We start from the raw sequence: 16126 nt of genomic DNA, 5'->3' as shown, positions 1-16126 counted from the left end.
GCCTCGCTAATTTATATATCTTCTTTTAAGAACATGATCAGAACCAATCAAGTTGCAATCCGACTTCATCCTCTTGAGCTGACCAAGCTTGGCAGATAAACAAGTTGCCAACGGCAACCACTTCCTCCCCAGCAAATAAAATCGGAAGCTGAGATCGCTGCCAAGGTGGCACTTGGTATTCTTGCAACAGTTTTTTATAACTGCGTGAACCATTTCTACCTGCGGGGGTCAATTTATGGCTGCCTGTAAGGTGATAGCGTATCTGTAATGGCTCACTGGGCTTTTTGATGCGCACTCCTTGGCGCACAAGCTTCAGTGTTAAGGTTTGTCCGCATGGCAGGCGATTAACTGCATCAAATTCAATCGTCATAGCAAGACTGTCAGGCAAGTTAACTGGCGGCGCAATGAGATATAACTCCCCTAAATAGCGGCGTACTTGATAACCATTAAAGGCCAACATAGGCTGCGCATCTTCGCGCGCTAGGGCGACGTTGTCCCAGATCTCTTTCAGGCGCACTTCCGATGGTAAAGAATAACCATGCGAATCAATCCATTGACGTAAAATGGCTTGACGGCGCAAGGGGGCAAGCAGGGTTAATGGCTCGATTTGCAAAGCGCCTTGTGGGCTTTGATATCGTGCTAACTCATCAGCAAGCAGCTGCGTGAGTAGGGTTTGCTGCTCTGCACAAAGGCGAGCACTGCGACTAATTGCCGAAAGCACACCGGGCCAGCGATCAGTCAGTTTAGGGATGATGTCGGCGCGTAAAAAATTACGGTCAAACTGGGTGTCTTGATTGCTTTCGTCTTCCACCCATTGCCAGCCTTGCTCTTTGGCTAGTTGCTCTAATTCAGCGCGGCTAATTTCAAGCAGTGGCCGCAGCTGGCTGCCATGAGCAAAGGGTTTATAAAGTGGCATGGCGCTTAAACCTTTAACGCCACTGCCGCGCTTGGCGGCGAGTAAAAAGCTTTCCACCTGATCGTTTTGATGCTGGGCGGTGAGCAGTTGCCTGCCTTGCGCTAAGTGTTTAGCAAAGGCTTGATAACGCGCCTTACGCGCCAGAGCTTCGATACTCTGCCCTTTGATATCACCTAAGTTGACCCGCTCTGCAATAAAAGGTACGTCTAGGCGCTGACAAAGTGTCTGACAAAATTCGAGCCAAGCATCGGCATTTTTACTTAAACCATGATGGACATACAGCGCACTTAACTCAAACGGCTGCTGTTTACGCAGCTCAACCAGTAAATAGAGCAAAGCAACCGAGTCTAAGCCGCCACTTAGGCCAATCAAGCGATGCGCGTTTGGGTAAGCGGCGCTATGCTTGACCAAGGCTTGATAAGCCGGATGCGCTGTTAACTCGGGTTGGGCCATTAATGAAACACCAACTTGGTTTGATTTGGCCCGAGTAAGAGATCTAATTGATCCATTAATTCATCGGCTGGAGTGACCCGCCACTGGGTGCCTAGAGTTAATTCAGCGGTTGCTGTATCACTTTCATAGCTAATGGTGACGGGGCAAATCCCGCCACTAAATGGCGCTAAGGCTTCATTAAATTTAGGAAAGAAGTCCTTGTCGATCTGTGATTGTTTGAGCTGCAGGTGCAGCCCTTTGGCGTGTTTTTCCCGCGCTTGGGATAAGTCCAACACCTCACGCGCCGTGAGTTTAAGGCCGCCCGAGAAATCATCGTGACTGACTTGGCCACTCACCACTAATATTTTGTCTTTTTGAATCAGGGATTCGTATTGATCAAAGGCGTCAGAAAACAGCATCACTTCTAGACGGGCACTTTTATCATCTAACGTAAGTAGCCCCATTTTCTTGCCGCGTTTGGTCATCATCACCCGCGTGGCAATCACTAACCCCGCAGCAGACGTGTTTTTATGGCGATCCGTTGGCACCATGTCTTTTAACCGACCCGAGGTATAATTGCGCAGCTCAGCTAAATATTGGTTGATAGGGTGTCCGGTGAGATACAAGCCTAAGGTTTCTTTTTCCCCTTCCAACCAAATTTTATCGGGCCAGCGTGGCACATTAGCAAAGGCGTGCTGAACGTCTTCTTCCTCTGTGGTTAGTACACCAAATAAGTCGCTTTGACCGTGGGCTTCGGCAGCCGCGTGTTGGGCAGCGGCTTGCATGGCATCGGGTAAGGTCGCCATCAGTGCAGCGCGATGAGGCCCGAGTTGATCCATTGCCCCTGACAAAATGAGCTTTTCAAGTACCCTGCGGTTGACCTTTTTAAGATCAACGCGGGCACAAAAATCAAACAGATCTTTAAATGGCCCCTTAGCATCACGCGCGGCAATGATCGCCTCAATGGGGCCTTCCCCCACCCCTTTTACCGCACCGATGCCATAAATGATCGAACCATCATCGGCCACGTTAAACTTATAAAGCCCCTTGTTAACATCCGGTGGCGCAAGGGGCAAGCCCATGCGCTCACATTCATCCACTAAGGTCACTATCTTGTCGGTGTTATCCATATCGGCCGACATTACCGCGGCCATAAAATAAGCTGGATAGTGGGTTTTCATCCACAGGGTTTGATAGGACACTAAGGCGTAAGCGGCGGAGTGGGATTTGTTAAAACCGTAACCAGCGAATTTTTCTACCAAGTCGAAGATCTTCATGGCCAGCTCGCCATCAATCCCGTTTTTCACCGCGCCAGCCTCAAAGCCGGCACGTTGCTTGGCCATCTCTTCGGGCTTTTTCTTACCCATAGCACGACGTAGCATGTCCGCGCCGCCAAGGGTATAACCCGCGAGCACCTGCGCAATTTGCATTACCTGCTCTTGGTATAAGATGATGCCGTAGGTGGGCTCTAAGATAGGCTTTAACGATTCATGCTGCCAAGTGGCGTCAGGGTAGGATATTTCCTCACGGCCGTGTTTACGTTCGATAAAGTTATCTACCATGCCCGATTGCAGTGGACCGGGGCGAAACAAAGCAACCAGTGCGATCATGTCTTCAAAACAGTCGGGTTGCAGACGTTTGATCAGATCTTTCATGCCACGCGATTCTAATTGGAATACCGCGGTGGTTTCGGAATTTTGCAGTAATCTAAAACACGCCGGACAATCCACTGGGATGCGCGCGATATCGATTGGCGCTTCGCCTCGTTTAGCCTTGTGCGCATTGGCCATATCCAGCGCCCATTGCACGATCGTTAAGGTTCTAAGCCCTAAGAAGTCAAACTTAACAAGCCCTGCATATTCAACGTCATTCTTATCAAATTGGGTAACCGGAAATTTACCTTCAGAGTCGCAATACAGCGGCGCAAAGTCGGTAATGGTGGTCGGCGAAATAACCACGCCCCCTGCGTGTTTACCTGCGTTTCGGGTACAACCTTCAAGAATTCGACACATGTCTATCAGGTCGCGCACTTCTTCGTCGCCGTCATAGGCTTCTTGCAGTTTGGGCTCGGCATCAAATGCTTTGGCTAAGGTCATGCCAGGATCGGGCGGTACTAATTTTGAAATCCGGTCAACAAAACCATAAGGGTGACCGAGCACCCGCCCAACGTCTCGTATTACCGCCTTAGCCGCCATGGTACCAAAAGTGATGATTTGCGATACCGCATCACGACCATAGAGCTCGGCAACGTGATCGATAACTTCATCACGCCTATCCATACAAAAGTCGATATCAAAGTCGGGCATGGATACCCGCTCTGGGTTTAAGAAACGCTCAAAAAGTAGATCAAATTCAAGGGGATCAAGATCGGTAATTTTTTGCGCGTAAGCCACTAACGAGCCCGCACCTGAGCCCCGTCCGGGCCCCACCGGAATATTGTTATCCTTACTCCACTGGATAAACTCCATTACGATCAAGAAGTAACCGGGGAACCCCATTTGGTTGATAACGTCCAGCTCGATTTGCAAACGCTCGTCATAGGGTTTGCGCTTTTCGGCAAAATCCGGACTGTTTTTATCAAACAAAAAGTCCAATCGCTCTTCTAGCCCTTCCCAAGAAACCTTACAAAAGTATTCTTCGATGGGCATGCCGCCAGTGGGGAAATCAGGTAAGAAGTATTCACCTAAGCGTACGGTCACGTTACAACGCTTGGCTATTTCGACCGAGTTTTGCAAGGCCTCGGGAATATCGGCAAATAGCTCACACATTTGCTCTTCGGTTTTGAGGTATTGCTCTGGGCTATACAGGCGCGGCCGGTTTTTATCCATCAAGGTGTAACCATCATGGATGGCCACCCGAATTTCATGGGCGTCGAATTTGTCTTTGTCTAAAATCACCACTTCATTGGTGGCCACCACAGGTAGATCTTGCTGCTGCGCCAGCTCCACCGCCATGTGCAAGTAAGCTTCTTCATCGGGACGCTCGGTGCGCAATAATTCTAAAAAGTATCGATCAGGGAAATGGGTTTGATAAAACTCGACGCAGCGCTGGGTTAAGTCTTTATTACCTTTAAGGAGTACTTTACCCACATCGCCCATTCGGCCGCCGGAAAGCAAAATTACCCCTTCGTTATGCTCAACCAACCACGCTTTATCTAACACCGGACGGCCTTGCACATGACCGCGTAAATAAGCCTTAGAAATCAGTAAGGTGACATTTTTATAGCCCGCGTTATTCATTGCTAACGCGGTCAAACGAAATTGCTCATCCCCCAGTTCATCACTTTGTACCCAAAAGTCTGCCCCGATAATGGGTTTAATACCCGCATCATGAGCGGCGCCGTAGAACTTTACCAAACCACATAGGTTGGTTTGATCTGTGATGGCAATGGCCGGCATTTGATATTCTTGGGCGCGGCTGACAATGGGCTTTATCTTGGCCAGACCATCGACCATAGAAAAATCACTGTGAACCCTAAGATGAACAAATTTTGGATCGGCCATAATTAGTCTTGCTGCTCCATGATTTTTTGCACTGGTTTAAAGGATTTACGATGATAAGGGGTAATGCCATGCTGAGCTAAAGCCGCAAAATGGGCTTTGGTTGGATAGCCTTTATGGTTAGCAAAACCAAACTCTGGAAACTGTTTATCCAGCTCAGCCATTTCTTGATCTCGAGTGACTTTGGCTATGATAGAGGCAGCGCTGATCTCGGCCACACGCGCATCGCCTTTGACGACGGCTTCACTTGGCATATCCAGTTGCGGGCAACGATTGCCATCGATAAAAACATACTCAGGCGTCACACTAAGACCCGCTACGGCGCGCTGCATGGCTAGCATGGTAGCATGAAGGATATTCAGTTGATCAATTTCTGCTGGGCTGGCTCGCCCTATCGACACGGCAAGGGCTTTTTGCTGGATCTCATCAAACAGCGCTAGACGCTTTTTTTCTGATAATTTTTTCGAATCAGCAAGGCCTGCTATGGGATTGTTTGGATCTAAAATAACCGCAGCGGTAACCACGTCACCAACCAATGGCCCTCGGCCAACTTCATCAACCCCTGCTACGAGTTTGTTTTGCGGATAAACAACTGGATCCATTTTCTTCCCCTGCTTTGTGATCAGCAGGAGATTATACGCTAATTAGACGGGCTCGCTAAGACTTCAATCACAGCTAATGCCGCTTTTTCATCGGCATCACAACGGATCATTTGGTGCAGTTGAGTAAAACGCTCAATCAATGCGCTGTTGTCTTGGCCAATTAATTTGTCTAGCTCAGTCACTATGTTATCGACTGTACAGTCATGCTGTAATAATTCAGCCACCAAGGGCCCATCGTCAAGTAAATTAGGCAGAGAAACGTACTTACTTTTTACCAAAGCTTTTGCGATTTGGTAAGTAAGCCAGTTAACGCGGTAAGCCACCACCATAGGGCATTTGGCTAACATGGCTTCTAGCGCTGCTGTGCCGGATGCCAGTAAGACGTAATCGGCAGCTTGTAGCACCTTACTGGCTTGACCATCAACTAGGGTGACGGCCAAATCAGGAGCTATTTGCTGTTTAATTTGCTCAAATTGCGCTCGGCGTTTGGCATTCACCATTGGCACAACAAATTGCAAATCAGGGTATTTGGCCTTGAGCTGCTGCGCGGCTTGAAGAAAATAAGGGGTCAGTAGCTCAATTTCTGCATGGCGACTGCCGGGCAGCAAGGCCAGAGTCGGCGCGTTTAAATCTAAGCCTAGCTCGATTCGGTTGGCTTCACGCGCTGGCACGATAGGCAAACGTTCAGCCAAGGTATGGCCGACAAATTGACAAGGCACGTTAAATTTGTCGTAGAAGGCTTTTTCAAAGGGTAAAAAAGCGAGCACTAAGTTGGTTGCTTTGGCGATTTTATGAATACGCCATTGCTTCCAAGCCCAGACCGATGGGCTGACATAATGGACGGTTTTAATGCCGCTTTGTTTGAGCTTGAGCTCAACCGTAAGGTTAAAATCTGGCGCATCAACACCAATAAAAATATCCGGAGGATTGGCAATAAAGTGCTCGGTGATCGCTTTACGCACATGCAGGATGCGCCTGAGCTTGCCAAGCACTTCGACAAAGCCCATTACCGATAACTCTTCCATGTTAAACAAGGCATGACAGCCCTGCTCTATCATTTCTGGCCCGGCTATGCCTTCAACAATTAAGTCAGGATAACGTTTACGTAGAGATTTAATTAAACCCGCGGCAAGAATATCGCCAGAGACTTCTCCAGCGATAATACCTATCCGTAATGGACGACTCATGTTAACGAACTATGCCCCGCGTATTCACGCTGATAAAGTCCAACATAGGTTTGATTTCAGGCGATTCTTTAACCATGTCTTCAAGCAATACTTTAGCTTCTTCTAAGGTATTACCATTACGGCAAAGAATTTTAAACGCGCGCTTAATAGACATAATCTGGCTACTGCTAAAACCACGACGCTTTAAGCCTACCGAGTTGATACCATGGGCTTCAGCGTAGTTACCGCTGGCCATAAAGTAAGGAGGAACGTCTTTGTTAACCGCCGAGCATCCACCTATCATGGCATGATCGCCAATCTTACTAAATTGATGTATCGCCGACATACCACCAAAAATAACATTGTTACCCAGCTCAACATGACCCGCTAAGGTCGCGTTGTTAGCAAGTATACAATGGTTACCTATGATACAGTCATGCGCGACATGGGCATTGACCATAAACAAGCAGTGATTGCCAATTTTGGTTAGGCTGTTGTCTTGGGTGGTACCACGATGGATCGTACAACTTTCACGGAAAGTATTATTGTCGCCTATCTCTAGATAGGTTTCTTCCCCTGCGTATTTTAGATCTTGGCAATCTTCACCTATGCTACCAAACTGGAAAAACTTGTTGTTTTTACCAATCTTGGTGTGACCTTTGATCACCACATGGGGGCCAACCCAAGTCCCTTCACCGATCTCAACGTGCGCGCCGATAATAGAATATGGGCCAATTTCTACGCCCGCGGCTAATACGGCACTGTCGTCTACGATCGCCGTAGGGTGAATTTTTGCCGTCATTTAAATTTCTCGTCTTGCGCACATAATATCAGCGCTACATACTACTTCACCATCTACCTTGGCTACGCAGCTAAATTTACCCATACCTCTTCTTTCCTTGAGGTAATCGACGAATAGTTCCAGTTGATCACCCGGTACAACCGGTTTACGAAAACGAGCATTATCAATTGAAGCCAAGAAATAAAGTTCGTTGTCTTGCGGTTTACCATGGGTAGCAAAGGCTAAAATACCGGTGGCTTGAGCCATGGCTTCTAAGATCATCACACCTGGAAAAACCGGAGTATCAGGAAAATGCCCAGTAAATTGGGGCTCATTAAAAGAGACATTTTTAATGGCGTGTAAGGTTTCACCCTTTTTATAATCTAGCACGCGATCAACCAAAAGAAACGGATATCTATGAGGTAGAAAATCCATGATTTCTTTAATTTGCAGTTGGTTTAATTCGTTACTCAAACGTTATTCCTTACTTTCACTTGCCATAGCAGCAAGTTGTTTTTCTAGTTGATTAATTCGTTTATGCATGTCATCAATGCGCAGCGTACGTGCGGCCGTTTTACGCCATTCTTTGTTGGTCTGCAAAGGGATACCCGACGAATATACACCCGGCTTGTCAATCGGGCGCATCACCATACTCATGCCAGTGACAATGACGTTGTCGCATATTTCCATATGACCATTGATGACAGTAGCACCACCAATCATACAATGTTGGCCAATCTTCAAGCTGCCAGCTAAGGTGGTACACCCAGCGATAGCAGTATGAGCACCAATTTCACAGTTGTGTGCAACTTGACATAAGTTATCGATAACCACACCGTCATGGATAATGGTGTTTTCAAGAGCGCCTCGGTCAATACAAGTATTAGCACCGATACGCACGTCATCGCCAATGATCACTGTGCCCAGTTGGGGTATCTCTACCCACTTACCTTGATCGGGCGCGTTACCAAAACCATCGGAGCCAATCACTGCTCCACTTTGGATAACCGTGTTTTGGCCAATTTGTACATTATGGTAAATGGAAACATTAGACCAAATACGGCCATTTGCACCAATTTTAGCGTGTTTACCGATAAACACACCGGCACCAATAGCCGTGTTATCAGCAATTTCTACGCCCTCTTCAATCACGGCATTGGCGCCAACCGTCACACCTTCACCCAGCTTAGCAGTAGCATGAACCACAGCACTTGGGGCGATGCAATCAGATGGCGACGGCGTGGTATCAAGCGCTTGTGCAGCTAATGCAAACCCAAGATAAGGGTTTGCCATCACTAAAGCATTCCCTTGATAATGAGGTAAAGCTTGTTCGGGCAGTATGACAGCCCCTGCTTGACAGCTTATAAGCTGTTCTGCCAGCTTAGGATTTGAAAAAAAAGCCACATCCGTTGGCCCTGCACTAGTCAACGACGCAACACCTTGGATCACACAATCTGGGTTACCATGGCAAGTTGCGCCGATTTTTTGCGCAAGTTCAGCAAGGGTTATGTGCAACATGCTTATTTGCTCTTACCAATTTCAGCAATAACCTGTTTAGAGATATCCAATGCAGGCTTAACAAATACGGTCGCTTCACCATTTAGCACTACATCATAGCCTTCACGTTTGGCTACGGCATCAATCGCCTTCATCACTTTATCACGCATTTTGTTCTGCTCTTCAGCTTGGCGACGGCGGTTATCTTCTTCGAATGCTTTAACCTTTAACTGATAATCAGCACTCAAGCTATCAATCTCTCGCTCAAGTTTAGTACGATCAGCTTCTTTCATTAATTCGGCATCGCGTTGGTATTTTTCACGCTTGCTCTTAATTTTACCTTCAAGCGCTTTTAGCTCATTGATGCGAGGTTGAAATTCCTTCTTAAGCTGATTAACAACTTGATCTTTTTGAGGCAGTTGCTGAAAGATTTCAGCTGGAAATACCACCACGATTTTTTCATTTGCCATCGCCGCACTAGAAAACGTACCCGCAATTAGGGCTAAACTTAATCCTGCAACTTTAAGAAACTGTTTCAATGGATAACTCCTTTGCAAAAAAATAATTAAAAAGTTTGGCCGATATTAAACGAGAATATTTCCGTTCTATCGCCATCATATTCTTTGAGAGGTTGTGCTAACGTAAATACTAAAGGTCCCATAGGCGATAGCCATTGAACCTGTACACCTGCAGATACACGCACCCGTCCAGGTTTAGAATAATCATCTAGGTAACTACAATTTTTGACACAGTTACCTAAGTCAGCCCAAGCGGTATTAAACTCGGTATCCCAAGATTCGCCCGCATCGATAAAAAAGCTGGTGCGAACTTGTCTAGCGTAGCCTTCGTCAATAAATGGGGTCGGAATGATCAGCTCTGTACTTAGATTATAAATCGCGTTACCACCTACCGAATCGTCGGTAGCAACCACGCTACTACTACCGCCATCGTTTAGCAAGTGTAATGCTTTTGGACCGACAGTGTTGCTTTTGAAACCACGAACACTGGAGAAGCCACCAGCATAAAAATTCTCAAAGAATGGTAGTACTTGATCATTACCTTCAATAGTACCATAGCCGTTACCATACCCAACTCTGCCGCGAGCTAGGAAAGTCCAATCACCTGATTCGCTAATTCGAGTGTAATTTCGTATGTCATAACTGACTTTAAAATATTGTAGATCAGAACTAGGTACCGTCACTTTACCAGAAAGAGACTGGTATGAACCTGAAGTTGCAAACTGCCCTCTATCCAACGTATTTCGCGTCCAGCTAGCGGTAAAATCTAAAGTATCAAATGATACCGAGCCGTCATCTTCTAGCTCACTTTTATATATTTCCCAAAATTGTTGCACCTGAGCATAAGCCTTTAACTGAGAAATCTTGTTGCGCTCAAGACCTATGCCAAAGTTCAAACGGTTGTATTCATTAACTGGGAAGCCTAGGTTCCCCCTGATTCCGTAAGTGGTATTGTTATAGTCAACAATGTTAGCTTCGCCGGCTTCAAAATCGGAATAGAATATCCGCCCACCAGCGCTCACCCCGTCACGGGTAAAATAAGGGTTAGTGTAATCTAAGTCGACATTTTTAGAATAATCGTTAAGAGACGCGTTTATCCCTACCTTATTACCTGTGCCTAAAAAGTTATTTTGTTGCACACCCGCTGATAAACTTAGACCGGATTCGGTACCAAAACCAATACCCGCGTTAATGGAGCCTGCGGCTTGCTCTTTAACCGTTACATCAATATCAACAAGATCTTCACGACCAGGGACTCGAGTGGTATTAATATCAACAGTTTCAAAAAAGCCTAAACGATTAAGGCGTGCTCGAGATAATTCAACATTTTCACTAGACAGCCAAGTTCCTTCCATTTGACGCATCTCACGACGTAGCACTACATCTTTGGTTTCTTGGTTACCAGCAATGTTAATACGACGAACATAGATACGCTGCCCGGGATCAATAGATATAGTCAAAGAAACTGTTTTATCTACATCATTAACCTCGGGATAGGTGGTCACTTTAGGGTAAGCATAGCCGTGACGCCCAAGAAACTTACTGATCACTTCTTCGGCATTGGTCACATCGGCACCCGAATAGGTTTCGCCTTCCTTTAGTGCAATTAACTGATTGATTTGTTCTTCTTTACCCAACAAATTACCGGTTATGGCAACATCTTTTAGGGTGTACTTATCACCCTCATCAAGATTCACCGTAATATAAATCCCCTTACGATCGGGTGTCATCGAGACTTGTGTCTCATTGAGATCGACTCGAATGTAACCTCTATCTAGATAGTAGCTACGTAAAGTTTCAAGATCGCCTGCTAATTTTTGCTTTTGATACTTTTGGTCGGCAAGAAAATTCCACCAAGGGGCACTGTCGGTTAACTCAAGTTGTTTAAGTAAGTCTTCTTCGGCAAAGACCGTATTACCGACTATATTGATTTGTTGAATTTCAGCGCTGCGCCCTTCAACAAAGTTAAACTTTAAATCAACTCGATTGCGCGGTAACGGTGTTGCGATGGCCGTTACCTTAGCACCGTATTTACCCACGCTATGGTAAAAATCTTCTAAGCTTTTTTCGATATTGGATAAAGAGGTTCTATCAAGGGCATCGCCTACACGTACTCCGGAAGATTTCAAGGTTTCCCTGAGTTCCTCTTCTTTAATGGTTTTGTTACCCGATAGCTCAATACTACTGATAGTTGGACGCTCAGTGACCGCAATTATCAACTTACCGTTATCACGATAAACTTGAACATCTTCGAAGTTTCCTGACTTATACAGTGCTTTAACCGCTTGGGAAATTGTAAAAGCATCCACCTCATCACCAACACGGATAGGTAGATTCAACAGTGCTGCGCCTAAGGTCACACGTTGCAACCCTTCTACCTTGATGTCTTCAACGGTAAATGAATCAGCAAACACCGAATGGGAAAATAAGCATGCTCCCATGATTAAACTGGGAGTAAATAATCTGCGTTTAGCCATTTTGTTATTATTTTTCCTTTATGCCCTATAACCTATAACAGGTTGAAGTCGTTGAGCAGCGCGACGCTCATTAAGAGTAAAATAAAAGCGCCACCGATTCTAAAACCAATTTCTTGGATCCGCTCTGGAACGGGCTTACCACTGACAAGCTCTATACAGTAATAAAGCAAGTGGCCGCCATCAAGTACTGGAAGCGGAAATAAGTTAATTAAGCCCAAATTTACACTGATAAGTGCGACAAATCCCAAAAAATAGACCAAACCATAGCTGGCACTGGCTCCTGCTCCTTTAGCGATAGAAACCGGCCCACTGAGATTATTAATAGAGATCGTACCTGTAATCAGCTTTCCTAGCGTATCAAAAGTGAGCTTTGTCAGTCCCCATGTTTTCTCAATACCTTTAGTCAATGCTGCAAAAGGACCATACTGAGTGGTCACTATGTATGACTCAGGATATCTATCTACCACGGGTGAGACACCAATATGGCCAATAAGTTGCCCATTATTGTCAGGTTTTGCCTCAGGCGTAAGTCCCACCTCGACGAAGTCACCTTGACGCTTTAAGGTGACCAATAACGTCTGTTCTGGATGAGCACGAATGATCTCTACCCATTGCTGCCAATCTGTTAAAGGTTGGCCATCTACTGCAACAAACACATCCCCAAGCTGCAATTTCGCTCGCTCTGCTGCAGAGCCAGGGGTAATTTGCGCGACCTCTAAATGCACTTTAGGGCGAAATGGTTTAAAACCAAAGCTTTCAATCGGTGAAATTTGCTTGGGGTCGAAATGCCAATCCGCTAAATCAATGTCAACTTGGCGAACCTGATTACTGGCAGGTCCAATATAAGATAAAGTCAAAGAAGATTCGCCAATGTAACCCGCTAACGCCAAGTTCACTTCCTGCCAATCTGGAGTTTGTGTTTCGCCAATAGCGATGACTTCAAACGGGGTTTCAAGTTGAGCTTGAGCGATGGGAGAATCAGCAATAACCTCTGGCACCATAGGTTTAACTGACGTTGTCCCAAGTATGAAAACTAACCAGAATGCGGCAATAGCTAAAATGAAATTCGCCGCAGGCCCAGCTGCGACGATCGCGATACGTTTCCAGACCGATTGAAAATTGAACGCTAGGTGCTTTTGATCATCTGGCACATCTTCGATACGGCTATCAAGCATTTTGACGTAGCCCCCTAACGGGATCGCTGCGAGGGTATATTCGGTTTCATCTTTCGCTGTGTAGGTATAAATAGAAGGGCCAAAACCAACAGAAAAACGCAGCACTTTGACACCGCAACGTCTTGCCACCCAAAAGTGTCCAAACTCATGTATGGTGACCAGAATACCTAAGGCGACAATAAACGCGGCGGTATTCCAGAAAAAATCTGCCATGACTATCTCTCTAGCTGGTTAATGGTCGAGGATGCTTGCTGCCTAGCTTGTTGATCAACCAACATAATATCATCTAAGGTTTGTGCGGTAGAAGTAGCTAATTTATCTAATGTCTTGGCCACAACGGTAGCAATTTGATCAAAACGAATTTGTTGCTGTAAAAAAGCCGCTACCGCAATTTCATTGGAGGCATTAAGAGCGGTGGTTGCCGCTTGGCCCGTGTAACAAGCATCTATCGCTAATTTCAAACAAGGGTAACGATTAAAATCTGGTTCAGCAAAGGTTAATTGTGCAATCTTGCTAAAATCCAAAGGCGCAACACCACTGTCAATTCGCTTTGGGTATTGCATTACATGAGCGATTGGCGTGCGCATATCGGGTAATCCCATTTGCGCTAAAACCGAGCCATCTATGTACTGGACCATTGAATGGATCACGGACTGTGGATGGATCAACACTTGGATATCGGATTTTTCTGTATTAAATAATCGCTTAGCTTCAATGTATTCCAAGCCTTTATTCATCATGGTGGCGGAATCAACTGAAATTTTCGGCCCCATTGACCAATTAGGATGAGCGATTGCAGCGGCAGGCGTAATGGCAGCAAACTCGGTTAGCGGCTTAGTTAAAAACGGGCCGCCAGAGCCCGTCAAAATTAATTGCGAAATACCGTTAGCTTTTAAATCACAATGGCCAATAGTTTGCTGACACGCTGGAGGCAAGCATTGAAAAATCGCATTATGTTCGCTGTCGACAGGCAATACCTGCGCCCCACTGCGCTCTGCGGCTTGCATAAATAAAGCCCCAGACATGACCAAGGCTTCTTTATTTGCAAGAAACACTTGCTTGCCAGCATCAACCGCAGCCAAGGTAGGCGCTAAACCAGCCGCCCCAACAATCGCAGCCATCACGGCATCTACTTCAACACTAGCAAGACAAGCCAACAGCTCTGCTTCGTCACTTAATACTTGGGTCGTATGATTAGCTAACCGCTCTCTTAGGGATTCATTAGCCTGAGGACATGACATAAACGCATAGGGCACCTGATATTGCTGACACAAGGTCGCCATTTTATCTACGTTGCGCCAAGCGCTTAACAAAGTCAGCGCTAAGGTGTCACGATTTTGCTCATACACCGATAAGGTGCTACTGCCAATTGAGCCTGTCGCCCCTAATATAGCTAACTTCTTCATCAACATTTACAACCAAGCAATATAACAAAGGGTAAAAACGGGTAACGCCGCGGTTAAGCTATCGATGCGATCAAGTACACCGCCGTGTCCCGGTAATAACCGACCACTGTCCTTAATTCCCGCTTGACGCTTAAACATACTCTCACTTAAATCACCGAGGCTTGAAGCTAAGCTGGTGAGGATCGCCGCTAACACAAACCAAACTTGTTTATCCGATGTTATTTCAAAGGCGAAAACGGCAATCAAGGCGATCACTATCGTCGTCACCAATCCCCCTACAAAACCTTCGATGGTTTTACCTGGGCTCACTTGAGGCGCTAGTTTATGTCGACCTAGTGATTTACCTGAAAAGTATGCCCCAGTGTCCGCCCCCCAGACCAGCAACATCACAAATAGCACCCACCACGCACCTTCCGTTGGATCGTGAAAGATGTTTACACCACGCAAAGTGACTAAAGCCCAAAAGAACGGCATTAAGGTCAACAAACCAAAAATAGCCTTTAGCCAAGGTTGCTGCCGCCAAAAACGGGCACTTTTAGGGTATCCCAATACCAACAACAAACAGGCTATCCACCAAATCCCACCCGCCGATAAGATACCAAAAACATAAGGGTTGAGTTCGCTAAGCCAGATCCCATCAATAGGAATAGCAATTAAAGATGCACCTAGCACAAAGCCAAATGGATACAAGATATAAGCACGTTTATCTTTGGCAACTAAACTGCCCCACTCACGTGAAGCTAACAGATAGATTGCGGCAACGAGCAAAGAAAAGAGTTTTAGTGGGAGTAAAAATATCGCGGCGATAGCCAGCGGGGCCAACACGCCGGCAGTTATAATTCGTTGTTTTAACAAAAGTTACCCTTGTTTTGATGCTTGCACTTGAGCACTTGTATGGCCAAAGCGTCGTTCCCTATTCCCGAAACTAGCCAATGCTTGAGCAAAGCTACCTTCGTCAAAATCAGGCCAAAGTGTACCAGTAAAATACAATTCTGCATATGCCAGTTGCCAGAGCAAAAAGTTACTGATTCTTTGTTCACCGCCAGTGCGTATCATCAAGTCTACGTCTGACAATGGTAATTGTTTCAATTGATTATCTAAATTTTGTTCATTGATGTCAGCTAACGTTATCTGACCAAGTTGAACCTGCTCACAAAGCTGCTGTGCCGCTTGGGCAATATGCCAACGACCACCATAATTGGCAGCAATATTGAGTACTAGACCCGTATTGTCTTTGGTCAATTGCTCAGCTTGGCTGATCTTTTCTTGAAGTCGTGTTGAAAATGCCGATAAATCACCAATGATGCGCAAACAGATATTGTTTTTGTGCAGTTTTTTTACTTCGCGGCTTAACACAGTGAAGAACAATTCCATCAAGGTGCTGACTTCACTTTGCGGACGCTTCCAATTTTCACTACTGAAAGCAAATAGGGTCAAGGTTTTAATGCCGTTCTGACTGGCAAAAGAAACACATCGACGCACTGATTTGACCCCGGCTTGGTGGCCAAAAACACGAATTTTGCCTTTCTTTTCGGCCCAACGACCATTGCCATCCATGATAATAGCGACATGTTGGGGAATAAGGTTAGACTCAGGCACTGATTACCTCTCGTAATGACAAAAAAACGCCGTGTATCAGCACGGCGTTTACATCTT

13 protein-coding genes are annotated in these 16126 nt (G+C 45.9%); all 13 read right to left on the bottom strand.

Annotated elements, in window-relative coordinates; translation table 11 throughout:
* Positions 1 to 37: 37 nt before the first annotated feature.
* Genes tilS through uppS form a run of 13 tightly spaced genes read right to left on the bottom strand, consistent with a single transcriptional unit; the run spans position 38 to position 16027 of the window.
* A complete protein-coding gene (gene tilS / locus ACK8OT_RS00685) occupies positions 38 to 1369 on the bottom strand; it encodes a tRNA lysidine(34) synthetase TilS (RefSeq protein ID WP_410194584.1) in 1332 nt (443 codons plus the stop codon).
* Positions 1369 to 4851 (bottom strand): DNA polymerase III subunit alpha, encoded by a 3483-nt coding sequence (gene dnaE, locus ACK8OT_RS00680; RefSeq protein WP_410194583.1) that lies wholly within the window; start codon positions 4849 to 4851, stop codon positions 1369 to 1371. The genes tilS and dnaE overlap by 1 nt, the downstream gene beginning before the upstream one ends.
* A gap of 2 nt (positions 4852 to 4853) precedes the next feature.
* Positions 4854 to 5450: a ribonuclease HII gene (gene rnhB / locus ACK8OT_RS00675; protein WP_410194582.1), complete on the bottom strand. Its 597-nt coding sequence runs from the start codon at positions 5448 to 5450 to the stop codon at positions 4854 to 4856.
* A gap of 38 nt (positions 5451 to 5488) precedes the next feature.
* Positions 5489 to 6637: a lipid-A-disaccharide synthase gene (gene lpxB, locus ACK8OT_RS00670; RefSeq protein WP_410194581.1), complete on the bottom strand. Its 1149-nt coding sequence runs from the start codon at positions 6635 to 6637 to the stop codon at positions 5489 to 5491.
* A 1-nt stretch (position 6638) separates the two neighbouring features.
* Positions 6639 to 7418 (bottom strand): acyl-ACP--UDP-N-acetylglucosamine O-acyltransferase, encoded by a 780-nt coding sequence (gene lpxA / locus ACK8OT_RS00665; protein ID WP_410194580.1) that lies wholly within the window; start codon positions 7416 to 7418, stop codon positions 6639 to 6641.
* On the bottom strand, positions 7419 to 7871 hold the full coding sequence (fabZ, locus tag ACK8OT_RS00660) for a 3-hydroxyacyl-ACP dehydratase FabZ (protein ID WP_233071372.1): 453 nt from the start codon (positions 7869 to 7871) through the stop codon (positions 7419 to 7421).
* Positions 7872 to 7874: 3 nt separating this feature from the next.
* Positions 7875 to 8915 carry a UDP-3-O-(3-hydroxymyristoyl)glucosamine N-acyltransferase gene (gene lpxD / locus ACK8OT_RS00655; RefSeq protein WP_410194579.1) on the bottom strand — a complete coding sequence of 347 codons (1041 nt, stop codon included), beginning with the start codon at positions 8913 to 8915 and terminating at the stop codon, positions 7875 to 7877.
* A 2-nt stretch (positions 8916 to 8917) separates the two neighbouring features.
* On the bottom strand, positions 8918 to 9433 hold the full coding sequence (locus ACK8OT_RS00650; RefSeq protein WP_410194578.1) for an OmpH/Skp family outer membrane protein: 516 nt from the start codon (positions 9431 to 9433) through the stop codon (positions 8918 to 8920).
* A gap of 26 nt (positions 9434 to 9459) precedes the next feature.
* Positions 9460 to 11889, bottom strand: coding sequence for an outer membrane protein assembly factor BamA (gene bamA, locus ACK8OT_RS00645; RefSeq protein ID WP_410194577.1), 2430 nt, complete (start codon positions 11887 to 11889; stop codon positions 9460 to 9462).
* Positions 11890 to 11921: 32 nt separating this feature from the next.
* A complete protein-coding gene (rseP, locus tag ACK8OT_RS00640) occupies positions 11922 to 13277 on the bottom strand; it encodes a sigma E protease regulator RseP (RefSeq protein ID WP_410194576.1) in 1356 nt (451 codons plus the stop codon).
* Positions 13278 to 13279: 2 nt separating this feature from the next.
* Entirely contained in the window at positions 13280 to 14470 is a 1191-nt protein-coding gene (gene ispC / locus ACK8OT_RS00635; protein ID WP_410194575.1) for a 1-deoxy-D-xylulose-5-phosphate reductoisomerase, read from the bottom strand.
* A 6-nt stretch (positions 14471 to 14476) separates the two neighbouring features.
* Entirely contained in the window at positions 14477 to 15325 is an 849-nt protein-coding gene (locus ACK8OT_RS00630) for a phosphatidate cytidylyltransferase (RefSeq protein WP_410194574.1), read from the bottom strand.
* Between the two features lie 3 nt (positions 15326 to 15328).
* Positions 15329 to 16027 carry a polyprenyl diphosphate synthase gene (gene uppS / locus ACK8OT_RS00625; protein WP_410194858.1) on the bottom strand — a complete coding sequence of 233 codons (699 nt, stop codon included), beginning with the start codon at positions 16025 to 16027 and terminating at the stop codon, positions 15329 to 15331.
* Positions 16028 to 16126: the final 99 nt, after the last annotated feature.

This window comes from Motilimonas thetidivivens (genome assembly GCF_046452435.1).
GTDB lineage: Bacteria > Pseudomonadota > Gammaproteobacteria > Enterobacterales > CBDFNC01 > Motilimonas.
Note: the sequence above shows the minus strand (reverse complement) of the source record. Positions and strands in the feature narration are given on the sequence as shown.

Coding starts and splice junctions, on each gene's coding strand:
- tilS (WP_410194584.1), bottom strand. CDS start 1,369: ATGGCCCAACCCGAGTTAACAGCGCATCCGGCTTATCAAGCCTTGGTC.
- dnaE (WP_410194583.1), bottom strand. CDS start 4,851: ATGGCCGATCCAAAATTTGTTCATCTTAGGGTTCACAGTGATTTTTCT.
- rnhB (WP_410194582.1), bottom strand. CDS start 5,450: ATGGATCCAGTTGTTTATCCGCAAAACAAACTCGTAGCAGGGGTTGAT.
- lpxB (WP_410194581.1), bottom strand. CDS start 6,637: ATGAGTCGTCCATTACGGATAGGTATTATCGCTGGAGAAGTCTCTGGC.
- lpxA (WP_410194580.1), bottom strand. CDS start 7,418: ATGACGGCAAAAATTCACCCTACGGCGATCGTAGACGACAGTGCCGTA.
- lpxD (WP_410194579.1), bottom strand. CDS start 8,915: ATGTTGCACATAACCCTTGCTGAACTTGCGCAAAAAATCGGCGCAACT.
- bamA (WP_410194577.1), bottom strand. CDS start 11,889: ATGGCTAAACGCAGATTATTTACTCCCAGTTTAATCATGGGAGCATGC.
- rseP (WP_410194576.1), bottom strand. CDS start 13,277: ATGGCAGATTTTTTCTGGAATACCGCCGCGTTTATTGTCGCCTTAGGT.
- ispC (WP_410194575.1), bottom strand. CDS start 14,470: ATGAAGAAGTTAGCTATATTAGGGGCGACAGGCTCAATTGGCAGTAGC.
- uppS (WP_410194858.1), bottom strand. CDS start 16,027: ATGGATGGCAATGGTCGTTGGGCCGAAAAGAAAGGCAAAATTCGTGTT.